Genomic DNA, 18,487 nt, shown 5'->3' on the forward strand with positions numbered 1-18,487 from the left:
GCGCGACGGGCGTTCCTATGATGGGCGCACGACACCGCGGGCCGCTGCGACCAGGCAGTCCGAAGCGGTGCAGATGCGGCGCGATGGTGGAGGGGTCTGATGACTCAGGGGGCCGGTCAGGGACCCGAAGCGGAACGGACAGCGGCGTTGCGCGACTTCCGGGTGCCCGCGTACGTCAACGAGACCGGTCCGTACGTCCAGAGCACCCACCCCGGCGACGTCGCCCCGGCGCTCGACGAGCCGTACCCCGACGGATATCCCGAGGGGTACACACCCACCCAGCGCGACCTGCCCGTCATCAACCGCGGCGACACGCTCCAGATGCCCGTCGACCCGGCCACCGCCCCGGCCGCTCAGCTCGCGGCGGGTCCCGGCCCGCTGTACGTCGTCGGGGACGTGCACGGCTACTTCGACGAGCTGATCGACGCGCTGCGGGAGCAGGGGCTGATCGACGCGGACGGGCACTGGTGCGCGGGCACGGCCCGGCTGTGGTTCCTCGGCGACTTCACCGACCGGGGTCCGGACGGCATCGGGGTCATCGACCTGGTGATGCGGCTGTCGGCCGAGGCGGCCGCGGCCGGCGGCTACTGCAAGGCCCTCATGGGCAACCACGAGCTGCTGCTGCTCGGCGCCAAGCGGTTCGGCGACACCCCCGTCAACTCCGGCGCGGGCACCGCCACCTTCCAGGCGGCCTGGCTGCTCAACGGCGGCCAGAAGACCGACATGGACCGGCTCCAGGACCACCACCTCCAGTGGATGGCACGTCTGGACGCGGTCGAGGAGGTCGACGGCTATCTGCTCGTCCACTCCGACACCACCGCCTACCTCGACTACGGCGACTCGATCGAGGCGGTCAACGACACGATCCGCGAGACCATCACGCGAAACGACGCGGACGAGGTCTGGGACCTGTTCCGTAAGTTCACCAAGCGGTTCTCCTTCCGCGACGAAGGGGGTGCAGACGCCGTCCGTTCCCTTCTCGATACGTACGGCGGTACCCGCATCGTTCACGGGCACAGCCCGATTCCCTATCTGCTGGGCGACGTCGGCTCCGAGGACGGCGAAGAGAACACCGGCCCCGTCGTGGAAGGACCACACGTCTACGCGGAGGGACTCGCCATCGCCATGGACGGCGGAGTGACCATGGCCGGAAAGCTGCTGGTCAGGCAACTTCCGCTGGACGCCTGAGCGTTCGGCACGCTGTTCTGTACCCCGAAGTCACACGCGGGCCACCCCCAATTTCCGGCAACCCCCTGTCACCGCGTGCCTTAACGGCTCTACCATCGGTTTATCCGTAGCAGGCTCCCCTCCGTTTCTGCCCGACGGCTCGCCGGCGTGCGAGCCCCAAGCCCTACGGAGCATCGGGGGATGCACATGAACAGCGTTCCGCAGCACCTGCACAGCGAGGACCGCCAGGAATACGAGCGGATCCTCGATGAGGCGCTGCGCTCCGCCCCTTACCGTCCCGAACTGGCCGGTACCGGCCAGCATTTGAACACCGAACAGCTGCGCACCATGGCGCTCAACGCCACCGCACTGATAGCGGCGGCCGCGGCGACCGAGTACCAGCACTATGTGAAGGTCCGCGAGGAACTGCGCAATCCTGCGCGGTCCACCCCGGCCACCGTCCATGAGGCCGACTCGGCGGAGTCGGCCACGGGCGGTGCGCTGGGGCTCGCCACCACCCTCGGCGAGGCCGCCGAGACCACGGGTGCCGGCGGCTTCGCCCTCGCCCTGGTCCTGGCGCCCGTGCTCGCCGGTACCGCCGCCGCGATCTTCCTGCTCGTCGGCTACGTCCTGAAGATGCTGGACCCGGCCCCGGCGTTCGCCCAGACCATGCTCACCGCGGGCTGGGTCTTCGGCGTCGTGACCGCGGCCGCCATCCTCATGGCCGGCGCGGGGCTGCTGCTCACCGCACTGCGCAACAGTCCCTCGCTGGAGGCGGGAGCCTACGGCGAACCCGGTGGGGAGGTGGCCAAGGCCAGGGACGCCTGGCGGGACGCTCTGCTGGAGCGCGGCATCCTGCCCTTCCTGCGGGAAGCGCTGGCCACCGCACCCGGCACGGCCGGACTGCGCCGTACGACCCCGTCGGGCCCGGGAGGCCGGATGCCGCGTCTCGGCTACGACCGTCCTGGCTTCAGCACCGACGACGGCACCGCACCCGCCGCCCGGCCGAGCTTCACGAGCCCGGACTACACCAGCCCGGACTTCGGAGGCCCGGAACACCAGCCGGAATAACCCGGCTTGCGCCCCCCGCCCGGGGGCGCAGGCCGGACACCCGGTCCACGAGAGGGAGCCGCGAAGCCGACCGGCAGAGCACTCGCCGGTTTCTCGCGTGTTCGGCGTCAGTCGGTGATCGGCGGACACACCCGGTTGCCCGCGGCCGCGGGCTCCTTGGATTTCTGCACCATCCCCTTCTCGATCAACACCGAAGCGGTCGGCGACGGCTTCACGGCATCGGCCGCCGCTCTGACAAACGCACGCACCCGCTCTGTCGTGTTCCCTGCCTGCCAGACCAGTCCACGCTCGATCGGCCGCGCATCATGCAGGGGCACATACGCGATATCGGGTCGGGGGTAGTACTGCCGGGAATGCTCTCCGACCGGGAGGACCCCTCTGCCCATCGCGACCAGGGTGAGCATCTCGGAGAACGACCCGCCGACGGGGCCCTTCGGAACGGGCTTGCCCGACGGTGTGCGGTCCGGTGTTCGGTCCCTCTTGAAGGCCGCGGAGGTCACGTCCGGGTACTGCACCACGGGGTACTGAGCCAGTGCTTCGACCGACACCGACCGCTCACCGGCCAGCGGATGCCCGGCCGCCACGGCGAGCACCCGCTCCTCCCTCAGCAACACCGGCCCGCGGGCCATGCCGTCGAACGGGTAGGAGGCGAGAAGGATGTCGATCGAGCCGTCCAGCAGACTCGCCCGGGAGTTGGACAGTTGCACCTCTCGTACGTCGACCCGGCAGTCGGGATGACGTGCGGTGAACAGGCCGACGGCTCTGAGCAGTGCCGGCGCCGTCCACTCTCCGAGGAAGGCCACCCGCAGTTCCCCTGCGACGCCACGACTGGCGTCGGCCGCTCTGCGTAGCGCCTCCTCCATGGCGGCGACCAGGGGCCGCAGGTCATCGGCCAACTGCCGCCCGATCGGGGTGAGCCGGACGGTACGGCTGTTGCGTTCGAACAGCATGCCTCCGACACGGCGTTCCAGCTTCTTGACCATCTGGCTCACCCGCCCGGTCGTGATCCCCAACACCTCGGCGGTCCGGCCGAAGTGCAGTTCCTCGGCAAGCGTCAGAAAGATCTCGGCCTCCAGCCGCTCCAGCATGATCCCCCCTCGGCGTTTAATCCGGCTCAACGGTCGTACTTCGATCATGCCTTGATGGCCCCTACCCCACGGCCGATCGTGGAAGGCATCCCCGTCCGGTCCCCCATGAGACCGGATCCGCACCCTGAGGAAGCCTCATGAACACCACTGCCACCACCGCCTCCCCGACCCCGCGGCAGCGCTCCGGAGACGAAGTGTCCCCGGTGCGTGTCAAGGCATTCGACCACTTGGTCCTCAACGTCGAGGACGTCGAACGGTCGATGGACTTCTACGCCGGACTCCTGGGCCTGGAACCGGTCCGTCTCGCGGAATGGCGAGCCGGGAAAGTCCCCTTCCCGTCGGTCCGAGTCACTCCGGAGACCATCATCGACCTGGTCGTCCGCTGCCGGGGCGAGTCCAACGTCGACCACATCTGTCTCACCGTGGAGCCGGTGGACTGGGACGAGGTCATCGCGTCGGGGGCGTTCACCGTCGTCGAGGGCCCCGTGGAGCGCTTCGGCGCGCGCGGCACCGCCACATCGGTCTACGTCCGGGACCCGGACGGCAATACGGTGGAGCTGCGCTGGTACCCGCAGGACGCCGAAGGGTGACCGAGCCCACGGTGTCGGTCCGGGGTGTCCGACGCCCCGGACCGGCACCTCGGCTAGGAGCTCAGTCCGCCAGCGGCAGGTACACCCGGTTCCCGCTGGCCGCGAACTCCTTCGACTTCTGGAGCATCCCCTCCGCGACCTCCTCGGGAGACGCCCCCTCAGCCGCCCCAGCACCGAACCGCTCCGTGATGCTGTGGCTGATCTTCATCGAGCAGAACTTCGGCCCGCACATGGAGCAGAAATGGGCCGTCTTCGCCGGCTCCGCCGGAAGCGTCTCGTCGTGGAACTCCCGAGCCGTGTCGGGGTCCAGGGCGAGGTTGAACTGGTCCTCCCACCGGAACTCGAAGCGGGCGTCGGACAGCGCGTCGTCCCACTCCTGCGCGCCCGGGTGACCCTTGGCGAGGTCGGCCGCGTGGGCGGCGATCTTGTAGGTGATCACGCCGGTCTTGACGTCGTCGCGGTTGGGCAGGCCGAGGTGCTCCTTGGGGGTTACGTAGCACAGCATCGCCGTGCCCCACCAGGCGATCATGGCGGCACCGATGCCGGAGGTGATGTGGTCGTACGCCGGTGCGACGTCCGTGGTCAGCGGGCCGAGCGTATAGAACGGAGCTTCATCGCAGATCTCCTGCTGAAGGTCGATGTTCTCCTTGATCTTGTGCATCGGGACATGGCCCGGGCCCTCGATCATCGTCTGTACATGGAAACGCCTGGCGATCCGGTTGAGTTCCCCGAGCGTGCGCAACTCCGCGAACTGGGCCTCGTCGTTGGCGTCCGCGATGGAGCCGGGGCGCAGGCCGTCGCCCAGCGAGTACGTGACGTCGTAGGTGGCGAGAATCTCGCAGAGTTCCTCGAAGTTCTCGTACAGAAACGATTCCTTGTGGTGCGCGAGGCACCAGGCCGCCATGATCGAGCCGCCGCGCGAGACGATGCCGGTCTTGCGGTTGGCGGTGAGCGGCACATACGGCAGCCGCACGCCCGCGTGGACGGTCATGTAGTCCACGCCCTGCTCGGCCTGTTCGACGACCGTGTCCTTGTAGATCTCCCAGGTCAGCTCCTCGGCCCTGCCGTCGACCTTCTCCAGGGCCTGGTAGAGCGGGACCGTGCCGATGGGGACGGGGGAGTTGCGCAGCACCCACTCGCGGGTGGTGTGGATGTTGCGTCCGGTGGAGAGGTCCATGACCGTGTCGGCGCCCCAGCGGGTTGCCCAGGTCATCTTCTCCACCTCCTCCTCGATGGAGGAAGTCACGGCGGAGTTGCCGATGTTGGCGTTGACCTTCACCAGGAACCGCTTGCCGATGATCATCGGCTCGATCTCCGGGTGGTTGACGTTGGCCGGCAGCACGGCCCGTCCCGCCGCGATCTCCTCACGGACGACCTCGGGGGAGACGTTCTCCCGGATGGCGACGTACTCCATCTCCGGGGTGACCTCACCCCGGCGCGCATACGCCAGCTGCGTGACCGCCTCGCCGTCACGGCTGCGGCGCGGCTGGCGCGGGCGGCCCGGGAAGACCGCGTCCAGGTTGCGCAGTCCGCCACGCGGAGAGGTGTGCTTGATCCCGTCGTCCTCGGGACGAACGGGGCGGCCCGCGTACTCGGCGGTGTCACCGCGGGCGATGATCCAGTTCTCCCGCAGCGGCGGCAGGCCCCTGCGGACGTCGGTCTCGACGAGCGGATCGGTGTACGGGCCGGAGGTGTCGTAGAGCGTGACCGACTGCCCGTTGGTGAGATGCACCTGACGGACCGGCACCCGAAGGTCGGGGCGCGAACCCTCGACATACCCCTTGTGCCAGCCGATCGACTCTCCTGCCTCTTGGGGTGTTTCACCCGCAATGGGCTGTTCGTCCTGACTGAAGGCAGGCGTGCGTGCGTCCTTGTTGGTCATGAGACCTACTCCCTACGCCGGCATTACCCGGTAACAGGTTCGGCGGTCGACGCAGCGGCTTCCGTCGGGCGGCGTTTCATGTGAAACATCACTCGTTCCACGTGAAACATCGCGAATACGGAGGTCAGCGCCCTCTCAGCCCGGTGCTCCGAGCTCCCGCGTGTGCAAAGGTGCCTCCACGCTAGCGTCAATTCGGGCGCGGTGAACAGAGGGCCCCTGTCGTTCTTGCGATGATCGGGCGGTGACCACGACACAGCAGCACCCCTATCCGCCCCCCGACCCAAGGCGCGGCAACGGCGCCGCACAGGGCGGCGGAACCGGCCACGGGGGCCACGGTGCCGGTGACGGACACGACCACGGGCAGGGCCACCAGCACGACCAGGGGCGCGCTCACAGTCACGACGACGGCCACATCCTCGGCCACCCGCCCGGCCAGGGACCGGGCCAGGGACCGGGCCAGGGACCGGGCCAGGGACCCGGCCAGGGCGGCTCGGGGGCAGGCGGCGGGCACGGTCACTCGCACAGCCACAGCCACGGCCCCGCCGCGCCGGTCTCCAAGCATCTGCGCAAGGTCATCGCGGCGATCCTCATCCCCTTCACCGCCGCGGTCGTCGTCGGGCTCGTGGTGCTGTGGCCCGGCGGCGCCCCGTCGCACGAGCGCACTGGCGTCGGCTTCGACCGGCAGACGCAGGCGGCCACGGTCACCAAGGTCGTCTCGGTCAGCTGCAAGTCGGTCAACGCTTCGGGGGACAGCTCGACAGGCGACACCTCCACCGCGGAGGGCAGCTCCGCGAAGCAGGAGGAGGACGGCACCTGCAAGAAGGCCACGGTCCGGGTCGACACCGGCAAGGACAAGGGCCGTACGTTCACCGAGATCGTGCAGCCCGACCAGTCGCGTCAGCTGGACGAGGGCGAGAAGGTCGTGGTCGCGTACGAGCCCTCGGCGCCCAAGGACCTGCAGTACTCGGTCACCGACGTGAACCGGAAGTTCCCGATGGCGCTGCTGGCCGGGATCTTCGCGCTCGCCGTCGTGGTGGTGGGTCGGCTGCGCGGTGTGATGGCGCTGGTCGCGCTGGCCGTCAGCTTCCTGGTGCTGACCATGTTCATCCTGCCGGGGATCCTGCAGGGCTCGAATCCGCTGCTGATGGCGGTGGTCGGGTCGAGCGCCATCATGCTGATCGCCCTGTACATCTGCCACGGGCTGTCGGCCCGGACCTCGGTGGCGGTGCTCGGCACGCTGGTCTCGCTGTGCCTGATCGGCCTGCTCGGCTCGGAGTTCATCGACTGGGCCGCGCTCACCGGCAACACCGACGACAACACCGGCCTGATTCACGGCCTGTACCCGTCGATCGACATGAGTGGTCTGCTGCTGGCCGGTGTCATCATCGGTTCGCTGGGTGTCCTGGACGATGTGACGGTGACCCAGACATCGGCCGTCTGGGAGCTGCACGAGGCCAACCCGACGATGGGCTGGCGCGGGCTGTACCGGGCCGGCATCCGCATCGGCCGCGACCACATCGCCTCCGTCGTCAACACTCTCGTCCTGGCCTACGCGGGCGCCGCGCTGCCGCTGCTGCTGCTCTTCTCGATCGCGCAGAGCAGCGTGGCGACGGTCGCCAACAGCGAACTGGTGGCCGAGGAGATCGTGCGCACCCTGGTCGGCTCGATCGGCCTGGTCGCCTCGGTGCCGGTCACCACGCTGCTCGCGGCGCTGGTGGTCTCGGCCGACCGGCAGAGCAAGGAAGCGGTCGCGTCCGTGGAGGCCCCGGCGCGTGGCGGACGAGGGCGTCGCCGGAAGCGGTGAACGTGCGGCGAAGAAGCAGTGGGCGGCGCAAGAGGACGGTCCGCATGAGGAGAAGCGCTCCGGCACCCGCCCGGGGGCGCACAGGGCATCTCCCCCTCAGGGACACGGCAGGGCTACGCAGGGCGCCCGCCCAGGGACACGCAGAAGCGTTCCTGCGCGTCCTCACGCGGCTCGGCGGAGCGGCTCGCGCCCCGTGCCATATCTTCAGCCCGCGCTCTGCTCCTCGGCCAGGATGCGGTCCAGGGCCTCGTCCAGATGGGCGTCGAAGTCGGCGAGCGCACCTTCCTGGCCCAGCGGCACCAGCTTGTCGGTACGGTCGAGAAAGGCCACCAGCGGTGGTGCCGAAGACCGGAACACCGCCTGGTCGCCGCCGACCTGAAGCCTGATCAGGACCTCTCCCAGCACCTCGGAATCAGCGGGCGCAATATGCACATCGCCCTCCCCGCACGGCCGGCCCACCCCGTCGATCAGCAACTCACGGCCGAAGGCCCAGGTCACCGGCGCATCCCCGGGCAGATGGAAGGTGAGCCGTACGGCATACGGATCACAGGTCTCGTAGCGCAACTCCACGGGGATGCGGAAGGAGAGCTCCTCCGAGACGAGAAAGCTCATCATGACTTCTGCTTGTACGGACTCGCGCATCGCCTACCCCGTCATATGACACCGACTGGCCGGGATTTATCCCTTTGATGGTGGTCAAATCTTGCTGAACGTACACAGCAGATCACAAGGAGTGAGTTTTCAGATACTGATAGCGATTGCCAGCGATCCCAGGTGCCGTCCCACCTCCGCCTGCAACTGCCGTGCGGCGGGCAGCAGCCGGTCTGCCTGGTGGAGAGGGAGCGAGATGGCCACCGTGGCCGCCGTGGTGCCGACGGTGATGGGGATCGCCGCGCACACCGTGCCCAGCGCATACTCCTGGCGCTCCACCAACGGCGCCATCCGCCGCGTCCGCTCCAGCCGCCGCAGCAGCGCATGGTCGTCACGGACCGTGTACGGGGTGAGGGCCTGCAGGGGATAGCGGTCGAGATGATCACGGCGGGTGTTCTCGTCCAGCTGGAAGAGCAGACTCTGGCCGATGGCATGCGCGTGCCCGGTCTCGCGGAAGTCGGCCCACTCCTCGACCGCCGGGGTGCCCGGGGAGTCGGAGACGCACACGACCTCGATCTCACCGTCCCGGTACATCGCGTAGTAGACCGGCGCACCGATCGAATCCCGCCAGTGGGCGAGGGTGTCGGCTACCGCGCTGCGACGTTTCTGCTGCGCTCCGCTGCTGCTCAGCCGCTCCGCCGCTTCACCGAGGAAGAACAGGCCCTTGTCGCGCTGCAGATAGCCCTCGTGGACGAGGGTGCGCAGCAGGTGGTAGGCGGTGGGCAGCGCGAGGCCGGTCTCGCGGGCCAGTTGTTTGGCGGGGGCGCCGTGTTCGTGTCCGGCGACGCACTCCAGCAGGCGCATCGCACGCTGCACGGAGCCGATCAGGGTGGCCGAATGCGGCTGTGCGGGGTCCGAAGTGGCCGGCCGCTGCACGGGGGGTGTGCCGGAACGGCGTTGGGTGGGGGGCGGTGGAAGTTCCGTGGGTGCGGAGGTGGCGTCAAGCGTGGCCAAGGGTCACTCCCGGAGCGCGAGGGGGTCAGCGACTCTAACCGTCCGCCACCGCTCCCGGTCGGCCCGTACGGGAAACTTCCCTCCCCCGAGGGAACCGGTGATTCCTGTTACCGGTCACCGATTCCCACGGTCCTCACCAGTCGCTCTTCGACGAGGAGTTCGACATGAACTTCCGCACGACGTAGATCAGTCCGCCGACCAGCGCCACGAAGATCAGCAACTTGAAGAGCAGGTAGGCCAGGAAGCCGACGATGGAGCCGATCAGACCGCCGAACACCACCAGCGCGATGACCGGCACCGCGATCCACTTCACCCACCACGGCAGACCCGTGAAGATCTCTCGCATTGCCCTGCCCTCTGCTTTCCCGTGCGCTTCGGCACGTACGGTCGGTCTCGTGCGTACCGCACGATGCGATGTCCTGCACTCGATGCTAGAGCCGCGAGGGGGGCGTTCGGGGGCCTCTGATCCCTTGTCCTCCCCTGACCTCTCCCCTAGGGAACCCTGAGGCGAGAGGTCAGGCCTCGGGCGGAGAGAAGACGACCAGAACCCTCAGGTCCTCGCTGATGTGATGGAACTTGTGGGCCACCCCGGCCGGCACGTACACCACACTGCCGCGGGCCACCTGCGTGGTCTCCAGCCCGACGGTGATCGCCGCGCGGCCGCTGACGACGAAGTAGACCTCGTCCTGGTTGTGCGGCTTCTGCGGGTCCTGCTCGCCCGCGTTCAGGGCGTAGAGGCCGACCGACATGTTCCGCTCCCGCAGAAACTGCAGGTAGGCCCCGTCGTTGGCGGCGCGTTCCGCCTCCAGTTCGTCCAGCCGGAATGCCTTCATCGCCGTTGTTCGCCCTCGCCCCACTGCTCGTATCTGATCTCGTCTGCCACGATCAGACACATGAAGAATTTCGTAGTCAAGACGATCGCCAACGCGGGCGCACTGGCCGTCGCCGTGTGGCTGCTCGACAAGATCACCCTGACCGGCGACAGCACCACCAAGAAGGTCTGGACGCTGATCCTGGTCGCCCTGGTCTTCGGCCTGGTGAACTTCCTGGTCAAGCCGATCGTGAAGATCCTGACCTTCCCGCTGTTCATCCTCACGCTCGGCCTGATCACCCTGGTGGTCAACGCGCTGATGCTGCTGCTCACGTCGTGGGTGTGCGACAAGCTCGACCTGAGTTTCCACGTGGAGGGGTTCTGGACGGCCGTCCTCGGCGGTCTGATCATCTCGATCGTGTCCTGGGCCCTGAACATGATCCTTCCCGACTCGGACTGAGCACCCGATGACCTACCGCGTCTGCTTCGTCTGCACCGGCAACATCTGCCGTTCCCCGATGGCCGAATCCGTCTTCCGGGCCCGCATAGCCGAAGCAGGGATCGACGACCGTGTCGAGGTCGACAGCGCCGGCACCGGCGGCTGGCACGAGGGTGACGGCGCCGACCCGCGCACCGTCCGCGTCCTCCAGGAGCACGGCTACGACGGCGACCACACCGCGCGCCAGTTCCAGGCGTCCTGGTTCGCCCGCCTCGATCTCGTGATCGCCCTCGACTCCGGCCACCTCAAGTCCTTGCGCCGCCTCGCCCCCACCGAGCGGGACGCACGCAAGGTGCACCTGCTGCGCTCCTATGACCCCGATGCCGCCGACGATCTCGACGTACCGGATCCGTACTACGGCGGCCTGGACGGCTTCGAGGAGTGTCTTGAGATGGTGGAGGCGGCGAGCGAGGGCCTGCTCACCTCGGTGCGCGACGAAGTGGAGGGAACGACGGCATGAGCGATTCCGACTCCGAGTCCCGTCTCGGCTCCCTGACGGGTGAGGGCACGCGCGCGGTGCGCGCGGGACTGCCCGAGCCGGTCAAGAACGAACCGACCCTGCCCGGGCCGGTATTCGCCGCACACTTCCATCTGCCCGGCGAGGTCAGCGGACCGTACGCCTACGGCCGTGACGAGAACCCGACCTGGTCCCATCTGGAGCGCGCCATCGGCGAGCTGGAGGCGCCCGGTGAGGACGTCGAAACGCTGGTGTTCGCCTCCGGCGTGGCGGCCATAGCGGCGGTGCTCTTCTCGCAGCTGCGCGCCGGGGACGCGGTCGTGCTGCCGTCCGACGGCTACCAGGTACTGCCCCTGGTCCGCGCCCAGCTGGAGGAGTACGGCATCGAGGTGCGCACCGCGCCGACCGCCGGCGACGCCCAGCTCGACGTCCTGGACGGAGCGAAGCTGCTGCTGATCGAGTCGCCGTGCAACCCCGGGCTCGACGTGTGCGACATCCGACGGCTTGCCGAGGCGGCACACGCGCGTGGCGCCCTCGTCGCCGTCGACAACACCCTCGCCACCCCGCTCGGCCAGCGGCCGCTGGCGCTGGGCGCCGACTTCTCCGTGGCCAGCGGCACCAAGCAGCTCACCGGGCACGGGGACGTCCTGCTGGGGTACGTCGCCGGTCGGGACACGGCGGCCATGGCCGCCGTACGCCGCTGGCGCAAGATCATCGGTGCGATCTCCGGGCCCATGGAGGCCTGGCTGGCCCATCGCTCCCTGGCCACCCTCCAGTTGCGGGTGGACCGGCAGAACTCCACCGCCCTGGTGCTCGCGGAGGCGCTCCGCGACCGGCCGGAGGTGACCAGGCTGCGCTACCCGGGGCTGCCCGAGGACCCCGCGCACAAGATCGCCTCGCAGCAGATGCGGCGCTACGGCTCGGTGATCTCCTTCACGCTGCCCACGCGCGCGCGTGCCGAGCGTTTTCTGGAGGCCCTGCGGCTGGTCGACGATGCGACGAGTTTCGGCGGGGTGCGCTCCACGGCCGAGCGGCGGCGGCGCTGGGGCGGGGACGACGTACCGGAGGGTTTCATTCGGCTGTCGGTCGGGGCCGAGGATCCCGAAGATCTGGTGGCCGATGTGCTCCGCGCGCTCGATGAGTCGGATCGGTGACCGGATTACGGACGCCCTCGCCGACCCGACTACGCATAACGGACGGTCCGAGCCTCCCCCCTCGTGGCTCGGACCGTCCCGGTTCTCGCGCGCCAAGAACCGCGCGACCAAGGCTAGTTGACTCTGCGTCAGTGTCCAATCACTGTAGGGGCAGAGACCTATCGACTTATTTATAGTTGTGGACTTGCCCCGAGAACCGGCCCGGGGCGGGGCGAAGGGGAGGGTGAGCGATGGACCTGGCCTTGCTGCGGACCTTCGTGACCGTGCACCGGGCCGGCTCCTTCACCCGCGCCGCCGCCCTGCTCGGACTCTCGCAGCCGGCCGTGACCTCCCAGATCCGCACTCTGGAAAGACAGCTGGGCCGTCCGCTCTTCCTGCGACAGGCCCGTGGGGTGACCCCGACGACCATCGGCGACGAACTCGCCCACAAGGCAGCCCCACACCTCGACGCCCTCGTGGAGATAGCGGAACGCGGTCTCGACGACGACTCCTCGATACGTACCCTCCATCTCGCCGGGCCGCCCGAGTTCACCGCCGAGCGCGCCCTGCCCGCCCTCTCCGAGCTCGCCGGCGACGACGGCCAGGGCTTCGCGCTGCGCGCCTCGTTCGGCACCGCCGAGGAGACCCTGGACGGGCTGTCCGCCGGACATCACGACCTGGCCATCAGTACGGTCCGGCCGCGTGGCGCCCTGCTCACCGCCACCGCCCTCTGCGACGAGGAGCATGTACTGGTCGCCGCTCCCCGCTGGGCCGAGGAGATCGGCACCGGGACGGTACGGGACAAGGGCGCGCCCGTCCTGGAGAACCTGCCCGTCGTCGAGGTCCACGAGTCGCTGCCCTTCGTCTCGCGCTACTGGGGTTCCGTCTTCGACGCCCGCCCCGCCGCCTCCGGCACGGTTGTCGTGCCCGATCTGCGTGCCGTCCTCGCCTGCGCGGTCGCGGGCGCCGGCCTCGCCGTGCTGCCCCGCTATCTGTGCACGGCCGCGCTGGACCGGGGTGAGGTCATGGCGCTGCACGAGCCCGCCGTACCCCCTCTGCGGACCTACTTCCTGGTGGTGCGGACCGGCACGCTCGCCATGCCGCATGTGGCGCGGGCACACGAGTGGCTCCATCACGCGGCTGTGGACTGGGGCTGAGCGCGTCAGGGGGTGACGCGATGCGGCCGTACGGTGGCGCTTCGCGATGTTTCACGTGGAACCAGCTGGGCCACATTTCTCCCATGACCGTCCGACCCGTGGTCAAGCGCACCGCACGCGCCGTTCTCCTGGACGGCGACGACCTGATTCTGATCAAGCGCACCAAGCCAGGTGTCGATCCCTACTGGGTCACCCCCGGTGGCGGGGTCGAACCGGAGGACACGACTGTCGTCGACGCCCTGCACCGCGAGGTACACGAGGAACTCGGCGCCAAGATCACCGACGTGGTGCCCTGCTTCGTGGACACCGTGGAGCACATCGGTGACAGCGGCAGCACCACCGGTGTGAAGGTGCAGCACTTCTTCGTCTGCCGGCTGGAGTCCATGGACCCGGCCCTGCGGCACGGCCCCGAAGTCGAGGAGCCCGCCGGCGAGTACGAGATCGTGCGCGTCCCCTTCACCCGCGTGGGAATCGCCTCCGTGCACCTCGTACCGCTCTCCCTGCGGCACTACCTGGACGGCAACATCGAGGGCGTACGGGCCATGCATGCCCCCGACCTCGGCTGAGGGATCAGTCGCCGACGACGACCAGTTCCTCGACCGAGTCATGCCGTATGCGGTGCGCCGGGATGCCGACGTCGCGCAGGGCGTGCACGCCGTTGCGGATCATGCCGGGCGGGCCCGAGAGATAGCCGTCGTACCCGGCCCACGGGCCGTAGGCGCGAATGGCGTCGGGGAGCTGGAGATGCGCCTGCTGGTCCACGACCGCGCGGACCGAGAGCCAGGGATGGCTCTGCTCGAGCCGGAGCAGGGTGTCGATGTCGTACAGGTCGTGGTCGGTGCGGGCGCCGTAGAACACCTCGACCGGGCGGCGTGCGCCGCGTTCGGCGATGTCCTCGACCAGCGCCTTGATGGGGGCTATGCCGGTGCCGCCGCCCAGGCAGAGCAGTCCGTTGTCCTTCGTATGGTCGACGGTCATCGAGCCGACGGGCGGGCCGAGGCGGATGACGTCACCGGGGCGGGCGCGGTGCACCAGCGCGTTGGAGACCCAGCCCGCCGGAACTGCCTTCACATGGAACGTCAGCAGCCCGTCCGAGCGGGGCGCCGAGGCGAAGGAGTAGTGCCGCCAGACCCGCGGCCACCAGGGTGTCTCCATACTCGTGTACTGCCCCGCGAGGAAGGGGTACGGCTGGTCCGGGCGGACCGTGAGCACCGCGATGTCCGCGGTCCTGAGGTCGTGTGCGACGACCTGCGCATGCCACCAGGGCGGTGCCCGTAGTTCGTCCGCCGACGCCGCGTCGATCATCACCTGGGACATCGTCGTGTACGCCCGCACCCAGGCCGCCTCCGTCTCCGGATCCCAGATGGCCGAGGCGTACTTGCTCAACGCGCCGATGAGGCACTCGCCGACCGCCGGGTAATGCTCCGCGCGGGTGCCGTACTTGCGGTGGCCGCGGCCCAGATTCTGGAGGTACTCGACCAGGACGGGCGTGTTGTCGATGTGCTCGGCCGCGGTGAGCAGTGCCTTCAGCAGCCGGTCCCGCTGGGTGTCCATGGCGGCCGGGAACAGCGGACGCAGTTCGGGATGGCGCACGAAGAGCAGTGCGTAGAAGTACGAGGTGACCTTGTCGGCTATGGGACCGACCTCGGCCATGGTGCCGCGGATGCGGATCGCGTCCGGGGAGGCGTCCGGACCCGGCTGTGCGCTGCGCTGCGGCGGGACGTGCTGTTGGAGCGAGGGGGGCACTGGCTGTCCGGCCGCAGGGGCGAACGGGCCGGGGGCCGCGTGCTGTCCGGACGGCGGGGCCTGGGCGGGGCTCTGGAGGCGGCCCTGCTCCTCTGTCGGCCGTATTCGCTCCCGAGCCTCTCCTGACGCGGGGCGGTGGCCCTGGGGTGCCTCCTGCTGCCCACCCGGCGCCACGACCGGATGCTCGGCGGCGGGCTCGACCGGAGTGTTGCTGGGGGACGTGAACCAGCTGCTTCCGCCGGCCCCGTCGTTGCCCGCCGACGTGGTGGTCGGAGCATCCATGGTGTGCCTCGCCTCGAACATCTTTCGGTCGGTCTGCGCACTTCACTCGGAAGGTGCTTGTATTCCCCCGTTGACGGCTAGCTCTCCCCGGCCAGGCCCGTGGCCGACATGGCCACATTGAACCCGTGCTTCCTTCGCGTACGGACAAGTAAGGCGAAAGTGTGACATGGGCCGCAGTCACTCGCGCCGGAGCGTCTCATCCGGGACGTGAACCGGAGTCGACCCTACCGGCCGTCGCTCCGCACACAAGTCCCCCCTGTCTCCCCCACCAATCCGACAAGGGGCGAACCATAAGGTCCTTCAACTACCTGGCGCCGCGCGTCAATTCATAGACATCCCATAGATCACGACCCGTGTAGGAGTACGTCGCGAGACCGGCGAGATGTCCGTCCGCATTGACCGCCACGGATACCGGAACCACGGCGAACAATTCCCTGTCCGACATGGAATCGCCGTACGCGACACAGTCCGCCCGACCGACCCCGAACTGCTCGCACAGGCGGTCCGCGATGGTCACCTTGGCCGCAGGATCAAGGACGCCTGCCGGGTCCACCGGCTCGACGAACGGCACCGCGGGGAAAAGCGATCCGAAGGCCGCATGGGCTCCCCAGTCCAATAGGCGCTCCACGAAGAACGAGGGAGAGAGCGAGACCACCGCGCAATAGTCACCCGCTTCCCTGATCTCGCCCCAGACGTCTCGGATACGGGCCAGCCAAGGCGCTCCGTCGAATGCCGCGGTCACCTGCGCATCGGTCAACTCGGCCCAGAGGGAGTACACCCGAGCCGCATACTCCGGCGGGGTTATCCGCCCTGCCGAAATCGCCCGATCAAGATCCACCGTCTCGGCTTCCAGGCCGAGTTGCCGGGAGATCTCGACGGGGGCGGAGGTGCCGTGCAGCAATGTGCCGTCGAGATCGAAGAGATGAAGTCTCGCCATGTGTCCCCAGGCTAGTGGGAAGGGTTCACCACTCCTCAGGGGAGGTCTCGGGCAGCGACTGGACGGCGATGTTTCACGTGAAACGTCCCCTGTCTGTCCGGGGGCTGTGCTCAGGGCTGCGGCATGGCCAAAAGCGCGTGCGTCTACCTGGAAACAGGTAGACGCCACTGGTGCCGGTCGGACAGCCTGACCTGCGTGCCCACTCCTTCCGTCGCCGCTCTGCCCATTCGCCGACTGACGCCACGCGATCTCACCGCCTGCGCCGACTTGTCCGAGGATCGGGGGTGGCCGCGCGAGGAACACAAGTGGCGCCTGCTCCTCACGGCCGGGAAGGGGTACGGGATCGACGACCCCGGCGGAGGGCTGGTCGCCGCCTGTGTCATCACGGAGTACGGCCCGGGCGAACGCCCGGATCTCGTCGCGATCGGCATGGTCCTGGTTGCCGAACGGCATGCCCGTCAGGGCGTCGGGCGCCGGCTGATGCGTCACATCGTCTCGGCGATGGGGGCGACTCCGCTGACTCTGTACGCGACGCCGTACGGCCGTCCGCTCTACGAGCAGCTGGGGTTCAAGACCACGGGACGCTCGGAGATGCTGAAGGGGCCCTTCGCCCCGGGCGGGCCCGAGCCCCGGGTGGCGACACGGGCTGCCGCGGCCGAGGACCTCGGCTCCATCCTGCGGCTGGACGAGGAGGTGTTCGGTACCGACCGCACACCTCTCATCGCCCGTCTGCCCGCGTTCTCGGACCAGCTGCGTGTGGCCGTGGACGGTGACCGGATCGTCGGCTATGCGGCCGCCTGGCCGAACATGGACACCCAGGTCGTCGGACCGCTGATCGCCCGGGACACGGAGACCGCGAAGTCCCTCATCGCCTCACTCGCCGACCGCACCGACCGCCCGCTCCGCACCGACATCGACATCCGGCACGAGGAGCTGCTGGCATGGGTGAAGGAACGTGGGCTGACCTCCGTCGCCATGAACTCCGTGATGACCTACGGCATCACGGAGTTGCCAGGAGACTGGACGCGGCGATTCGCACCGCTGACGGTGGCCGCGGGCTGAGGATTTCCCGGTACGGCGAACGCCGGCCCCCTGGGAGGGCCGGCGTTCCGCGCTGATCGGGGTGCGGTCGGACGAGTACCTGCACGGCGGACGTGGCCAAGTCATGGTCCTGGTCGGGGGTACCACCGCCGACGGCCTCGGCACTCGTCTTCATACGCTCCTGCAATAATTGCAGACGCTGACTATATGCAACCAATGGATATTGCGGACCTGCTCTATCCTGGTTTCAGCTGCTCCGGGACGGAGGAACACGCCAATGACAGCGACGGACCCCGCGCTCACCGCCCTTGCCCAGGGCTGGTGCGCTCTCTCCCTGCTCCACGGGAGGATCGAGGCGCATATCGAGCGCGCCCTACAGGGGAAGCACGACCTGAGCGTGCGCGAATACTCTCTGCTGGACGTCCTCAGCCGCCAGCACGACGGCGAGGGGGGACATCTGCAGATGAAGCAGGTCGCCGACGCGGTCGTCCTCAGCCAGAGCGCCACCACGCGGCTGGTGACGCGCCTCGAAGACCGGGGCCTCCTGGAGCGCTACCTCTGCCCGACCGACCGGCGCGGCATCTACACGAACGTCACCGAGGCGGGGCTGCGGCTGCTCGAAGAGGCTCGTCCCACCAATGACACCGCACTGCGCGAGGCCCTCGACGAGGCGGCCAAGAGCCCCGAGCTGGCTCCCCTGGTACGGGTCGTGGAATCGCTGAACGTGCCCGCATAGGCTGCGGACATGGGAGATCTAGACATACGTGCCGCGGTCGCCGACGACATCCCGGCCATCGTCGGCATGCTCGCCGACGACCCGCTGGGTGCCCGGCGGGAATCACCGGACGACCTGGCACCCTATCTGAGCGCCCTGGAGCGGCTCAGCGCCGACCCCAACCAGCAGCTGGTCGTCGCCGTACGTGAGGGCCGTGTCGTCGGCACGCTCCAGCTCACGATCATTCCCGGGCTGTCGAGGCGCGGCGCAACCCGGTCGATCATCGAGGCCGTACGCATCCACGCCGACGAGCGCGGCGGCGGGCTGGGCACCCGCTTCATCGAGTGGGCGATCGAGGAATCCCGCCGTCAGGGCTGCCAGTTGGTGCAGCTGACCTCGGACGCGTCACGCACCGATGCCCACCGCTTCTACGAGCGGCTCGGTTTCACCGCCTCACACGTCGGTTTCAAGCTTGAGATCTGACCGCCAGGCACCGACGGCA

20 protein-coding genes and 1 riboswitch are annotated in these 18,487 nt (G+C 68.8%); of the genes, 12 read left to right on the forward strand and 8 right to left on the reverse strand.

The features are described from left to right. Positions 1-99: 99 nt before the first annotated feature. Positions 100-1,188, forward strand: coding sequence for a metallophosphoesterase (locus ACGFZQ_RS30760; protein ID WP_351748150.1), 1,089 nt, complete (start codon positions 100-102; stop codon positions 1,186-1,188). 180 nt (positions 1,189-1,368) lie between these two features. Then, positions 1,369-2,238 (forward strand): hypothetical protein, encoded by an 870-nt coding sequence (locus ACGFZQ_RS30765; RefSeq protein WP_351748152.1) that lies wholly within the window; start codon positions 1,369-1,371, stop codon positions 2,236-2,238. A gap of 107 nt (positions 2,239-2,345) precedes the next feature. Here ACGFZQ_RS30765 and ACGFZQ_RS30770 read toward each other — a convergent pair whose 3' ends face one another. Then, entirely contained in the window at positions 2,346-3,326 is a 981-nt protein-coding gene (locus tag ACGFZQ_RS30770) for a LysR family transcriptional regulator (protein WP_393843066.1), read from the reverse strand. 203 nt (positions 3,327-3,529) lie between these two features. Between ACGFZQ_RS30770 and ACGFZQ_RS30775 the strand changes: the two genes are divergently transcribed. Then, positions 3,530-3,916 carry a VOC family protein gene (locus ACGFZQ_RS30775; protein WP_351748226.1) on the forward strand — a complete coding sequence of 129 codons (387 nt, stop codon included), beginning with the start codon at positions 3,530-3,532 and terminating at the stop codon, positions 3,914-3,916. A gap of 61 nt (positions 3,917-3,977) precedes the next feature. Here ACGFZQ_RS30775 and thiC read toward each other — a convergent pair whose 3' ends face one another. Further along, positions 3,978-5,798, reverse strand: a complete 1,821-nt coding sequence (gene thiC / locus ACGFZQ_RS30780; RefSeq protein ID WP_393843067.1) for a phosphomethylpyrimidine synthase ThiC — start codon at positions 5,796-5,798, stop codon at positions 3,978-3,980. Further along, positions 5,791-5,968, reverse strand: a riboswitch (TPP riboswitch). (Overlaps the previous gene by 8 nt.) 71 nt (positions 5,969-6,039) lie before the next feature. Here thiC and ACGFZQ_RS30785 point away from each other — a divergent pair. Then, complete coding sequence (locus tag ACGFZQ_RS30785; RefSeq protein ID WP_393843068.1) at positions 6,040-7,602, forward strand: YibE/F family protein; 1,563 nt, start codon at positions 6,040-6,042, stop codon at positions 7,600-7,602. 204 nt (positions 7,603-7,806) lie between these two features. On the opposite strand, the gene ACGFZQ_RS30790 is transcribed toward ACGFZQ_RS30785, so the two are convergent. The 4 genes from ACGFZQ_RS30790 to ACGFZQ_RS30805 all read right to left on the reverse strand — a co-directional run bounded on the left by ACGFZQ_RS30790 (position 7,807) and on the right by ACGFZQ_RS30805 (position 10,040). Next, positions 7,807-8,244 (reverse strand): SsgA family sporulation/cell division regulator, encoded by a 438-nt coding sequence (locus ACGFZQ_RS30790; RefSeq protein ID WP_351748159.1) that lies wholly within the window; start codon positions 8,242-8,244, stop codon positions 7,807-7,809. 99 nt (positions 8,245-8,343) lie between these two features. Then, entirely contained in the window at positions 8,344-9,129 is a 786-nt protein-coding gene (locus ACGFZQ_RS30795) for an IclR family transcriptional regulator (protein ID WP_393843257.1), read from the reverse strand. A gap of 211 nt (positions 9,130-9,340) precedes the next feature. Then, complete coding sequence (locus ACGFZQ_RS30800) at positions 9,341-9,553, reverse strand: DUF5326 family protein (protein ID WP_351748160.1); 213 nt, start codon at positions 9,551-9,553, stop codon at positions 9,341-9,343. Between the two features lie 169 nt (positions 9,554-9,722). After that, positions 9,723-10,040: a cupin domain-containing protein gene (locus ACGFZQ_RS30805; RefSeq protein ID WP_351695789.1), complete on the reverse strand. Its 318-nt coding sequence runs from the start codon at positions 10,038-10,040 to the stop codon at positions 9,723-9,725. Between the two features lie 60 nt (positions 10,041-10,100). Here ACGFZQ_RS30805 and ACGFZQ_RS30810 point away from each other — a divergent pair, with 60 nt between their 5' ends. The 5 genes from ACGFZQ_RS30810 (at position 10,101) to ACGFZQ_RS30830 (ending at position 13,830) form a co-directional block, all read left to right on the forward strand. Continuing rightward, on the forward strand, positions 10,101-10,478 hold the full coding sequence (locus tag ACGFZQ_RS30810; protein ID WP_351695791.1) for a phage holin family protein: 378 nt from the start codon (positions 10,101-10,103) through the stop codon (positions 10,476-10,478). Positions 10,479-10,485: 7 nt separating this feature from the next. Beyond that, complete coding sequence (locus ACGFZQ_RS30815; RefSeq protein ID WP_393843069.1) at positions 10,486-10,977, forward strand: low molecular weight protein-tyrosine-phosphatase; 492 nt, start codon at positions 10,486-10,488, stop codon at positions 10,975-10,977. Continuing rightward, entirely contained in the window at positions 10,974-12,128 is a 1,155-nt protein-coding gene (locus ACGFZQ_RS30820; RefSeq protein WP_393843070.1) for a cystathionine gamma-lyase, read from the forward strand. Before ACGFZQ_RS30815 ends, ACGFZQ_RS30820 begins: the two co-directional genes overlap by 4 nt. Before the next feature lie 230 nt (positions 12,129-12,358). After that, positions 12,359-13,264 carry a LysR family transcriptional regulator gene (locus tag ACGFZQ_RS30825; RefSeq protein WP_393843071.1) on the forward strand — a complete coding sequence of 302 codons (906 nt, stop codon included), beginning with the start codon at positions 12,359-12,361 and terminating at the stop codon, positions 13,262-13,264. A gap of 83 nt (positions 13,265-13,347) precedes the next feature. Next, entirely contained in the window at positions 13,348-13,830 is a 483-nt protein-coding gene (locus ACGFZQ_RS30830; RefSeq protein WP_351695799.1) for an NUDIX hydrolase, read from the forward strand. A 4-nt stretch (positions 13,831-13,834) separates the two neighbouring features. Here ACGFZQ_RS30830 and ACGFZQ_RS30835 read toward each other — a convergent pair whose 3' ends face one another. Next, entirely contained in the window at positions 13,835-15,313 is a 1,479-nt protein-coding gene (locus ACGFZQ_RS30835) for a globin domain-containing protein (protein WP_393843072.1), read from the reverse strand. Positions 15,314-15,596: 283 nt separating this feature from the next. Next, the gene (locus ACGFZQ_RS30840; RefSeq protein WP_393843073.1) at positions 15,597-16,229 is read right to left on the reverse strand and encodes an HAD family hydrolase; all 633 of its coding nucleotides are present in this window, start codon (positions 16,227-16,229) and stop codon (positions 15,597-15,599) included. A 195-nt stretch (positions 16,230-16,424) separates the two neighbouring features. Here ACGFZQ_RS30840 and ACGFZQ_RS30845 point away from each other — a divergent pair, with 195 nt between their 5' ends. From ACGFZQ_RS30845 to ACGFZQ_RS30855, 3 genes are all read left to right on the forward strand, one after another. After that, positions 16,425-17,291 carry a GNAT family N-acetyltransferase gene (locus tag ACGFZQ_RS30845; protein WP_393843074.1) on the forward strand — a complete coding sequence of 289 codons (867 nt, stop codon included), beginning with the start codon at positions 16,425-16,427 and terminating at the stop codon, positions 17,289-17,291. Positions 17,292-17,547: 256 nt separating this feature from the next. Further along, the gene (locus tag ACGFZQ_RS30850; RefSeq protein WP_382529033.1) at positions 17,548-18,006 is read left to right on the forward strand and encodes a MarR family winged helix-turn-helix transcriptional regulator; all 459 of its coding nucleotides are present in this window, start codon (positions 17,548-17,550) and stop codon (positions 18,004-18,006) included. Positions 18,007-18,015: 9 nt separating this feature from the next. Then, positions 18,016-18,468 (forward strand): GNAT family N-acetyltransferase, encoded by a 453-nt coding sequence (locus tag ACGFZQ_RS30855; protein ID WP_351748172.1) that lies wholly within the window; start codon positions 18,016-18,018, stop codon positions 18,466-18,468. The last annotated feature ends 19 nt before the right edge of the window (positions 18,469-18,487 follow it).

Source organism: Streptomyces sp. NPDC048254 (assembly GCF_043201895.1).
Lineage (GTDB): Bacteria > Actinomycetota > Actinomycetes > Streptomycetales > Streptomycetaceae > Streptomyces.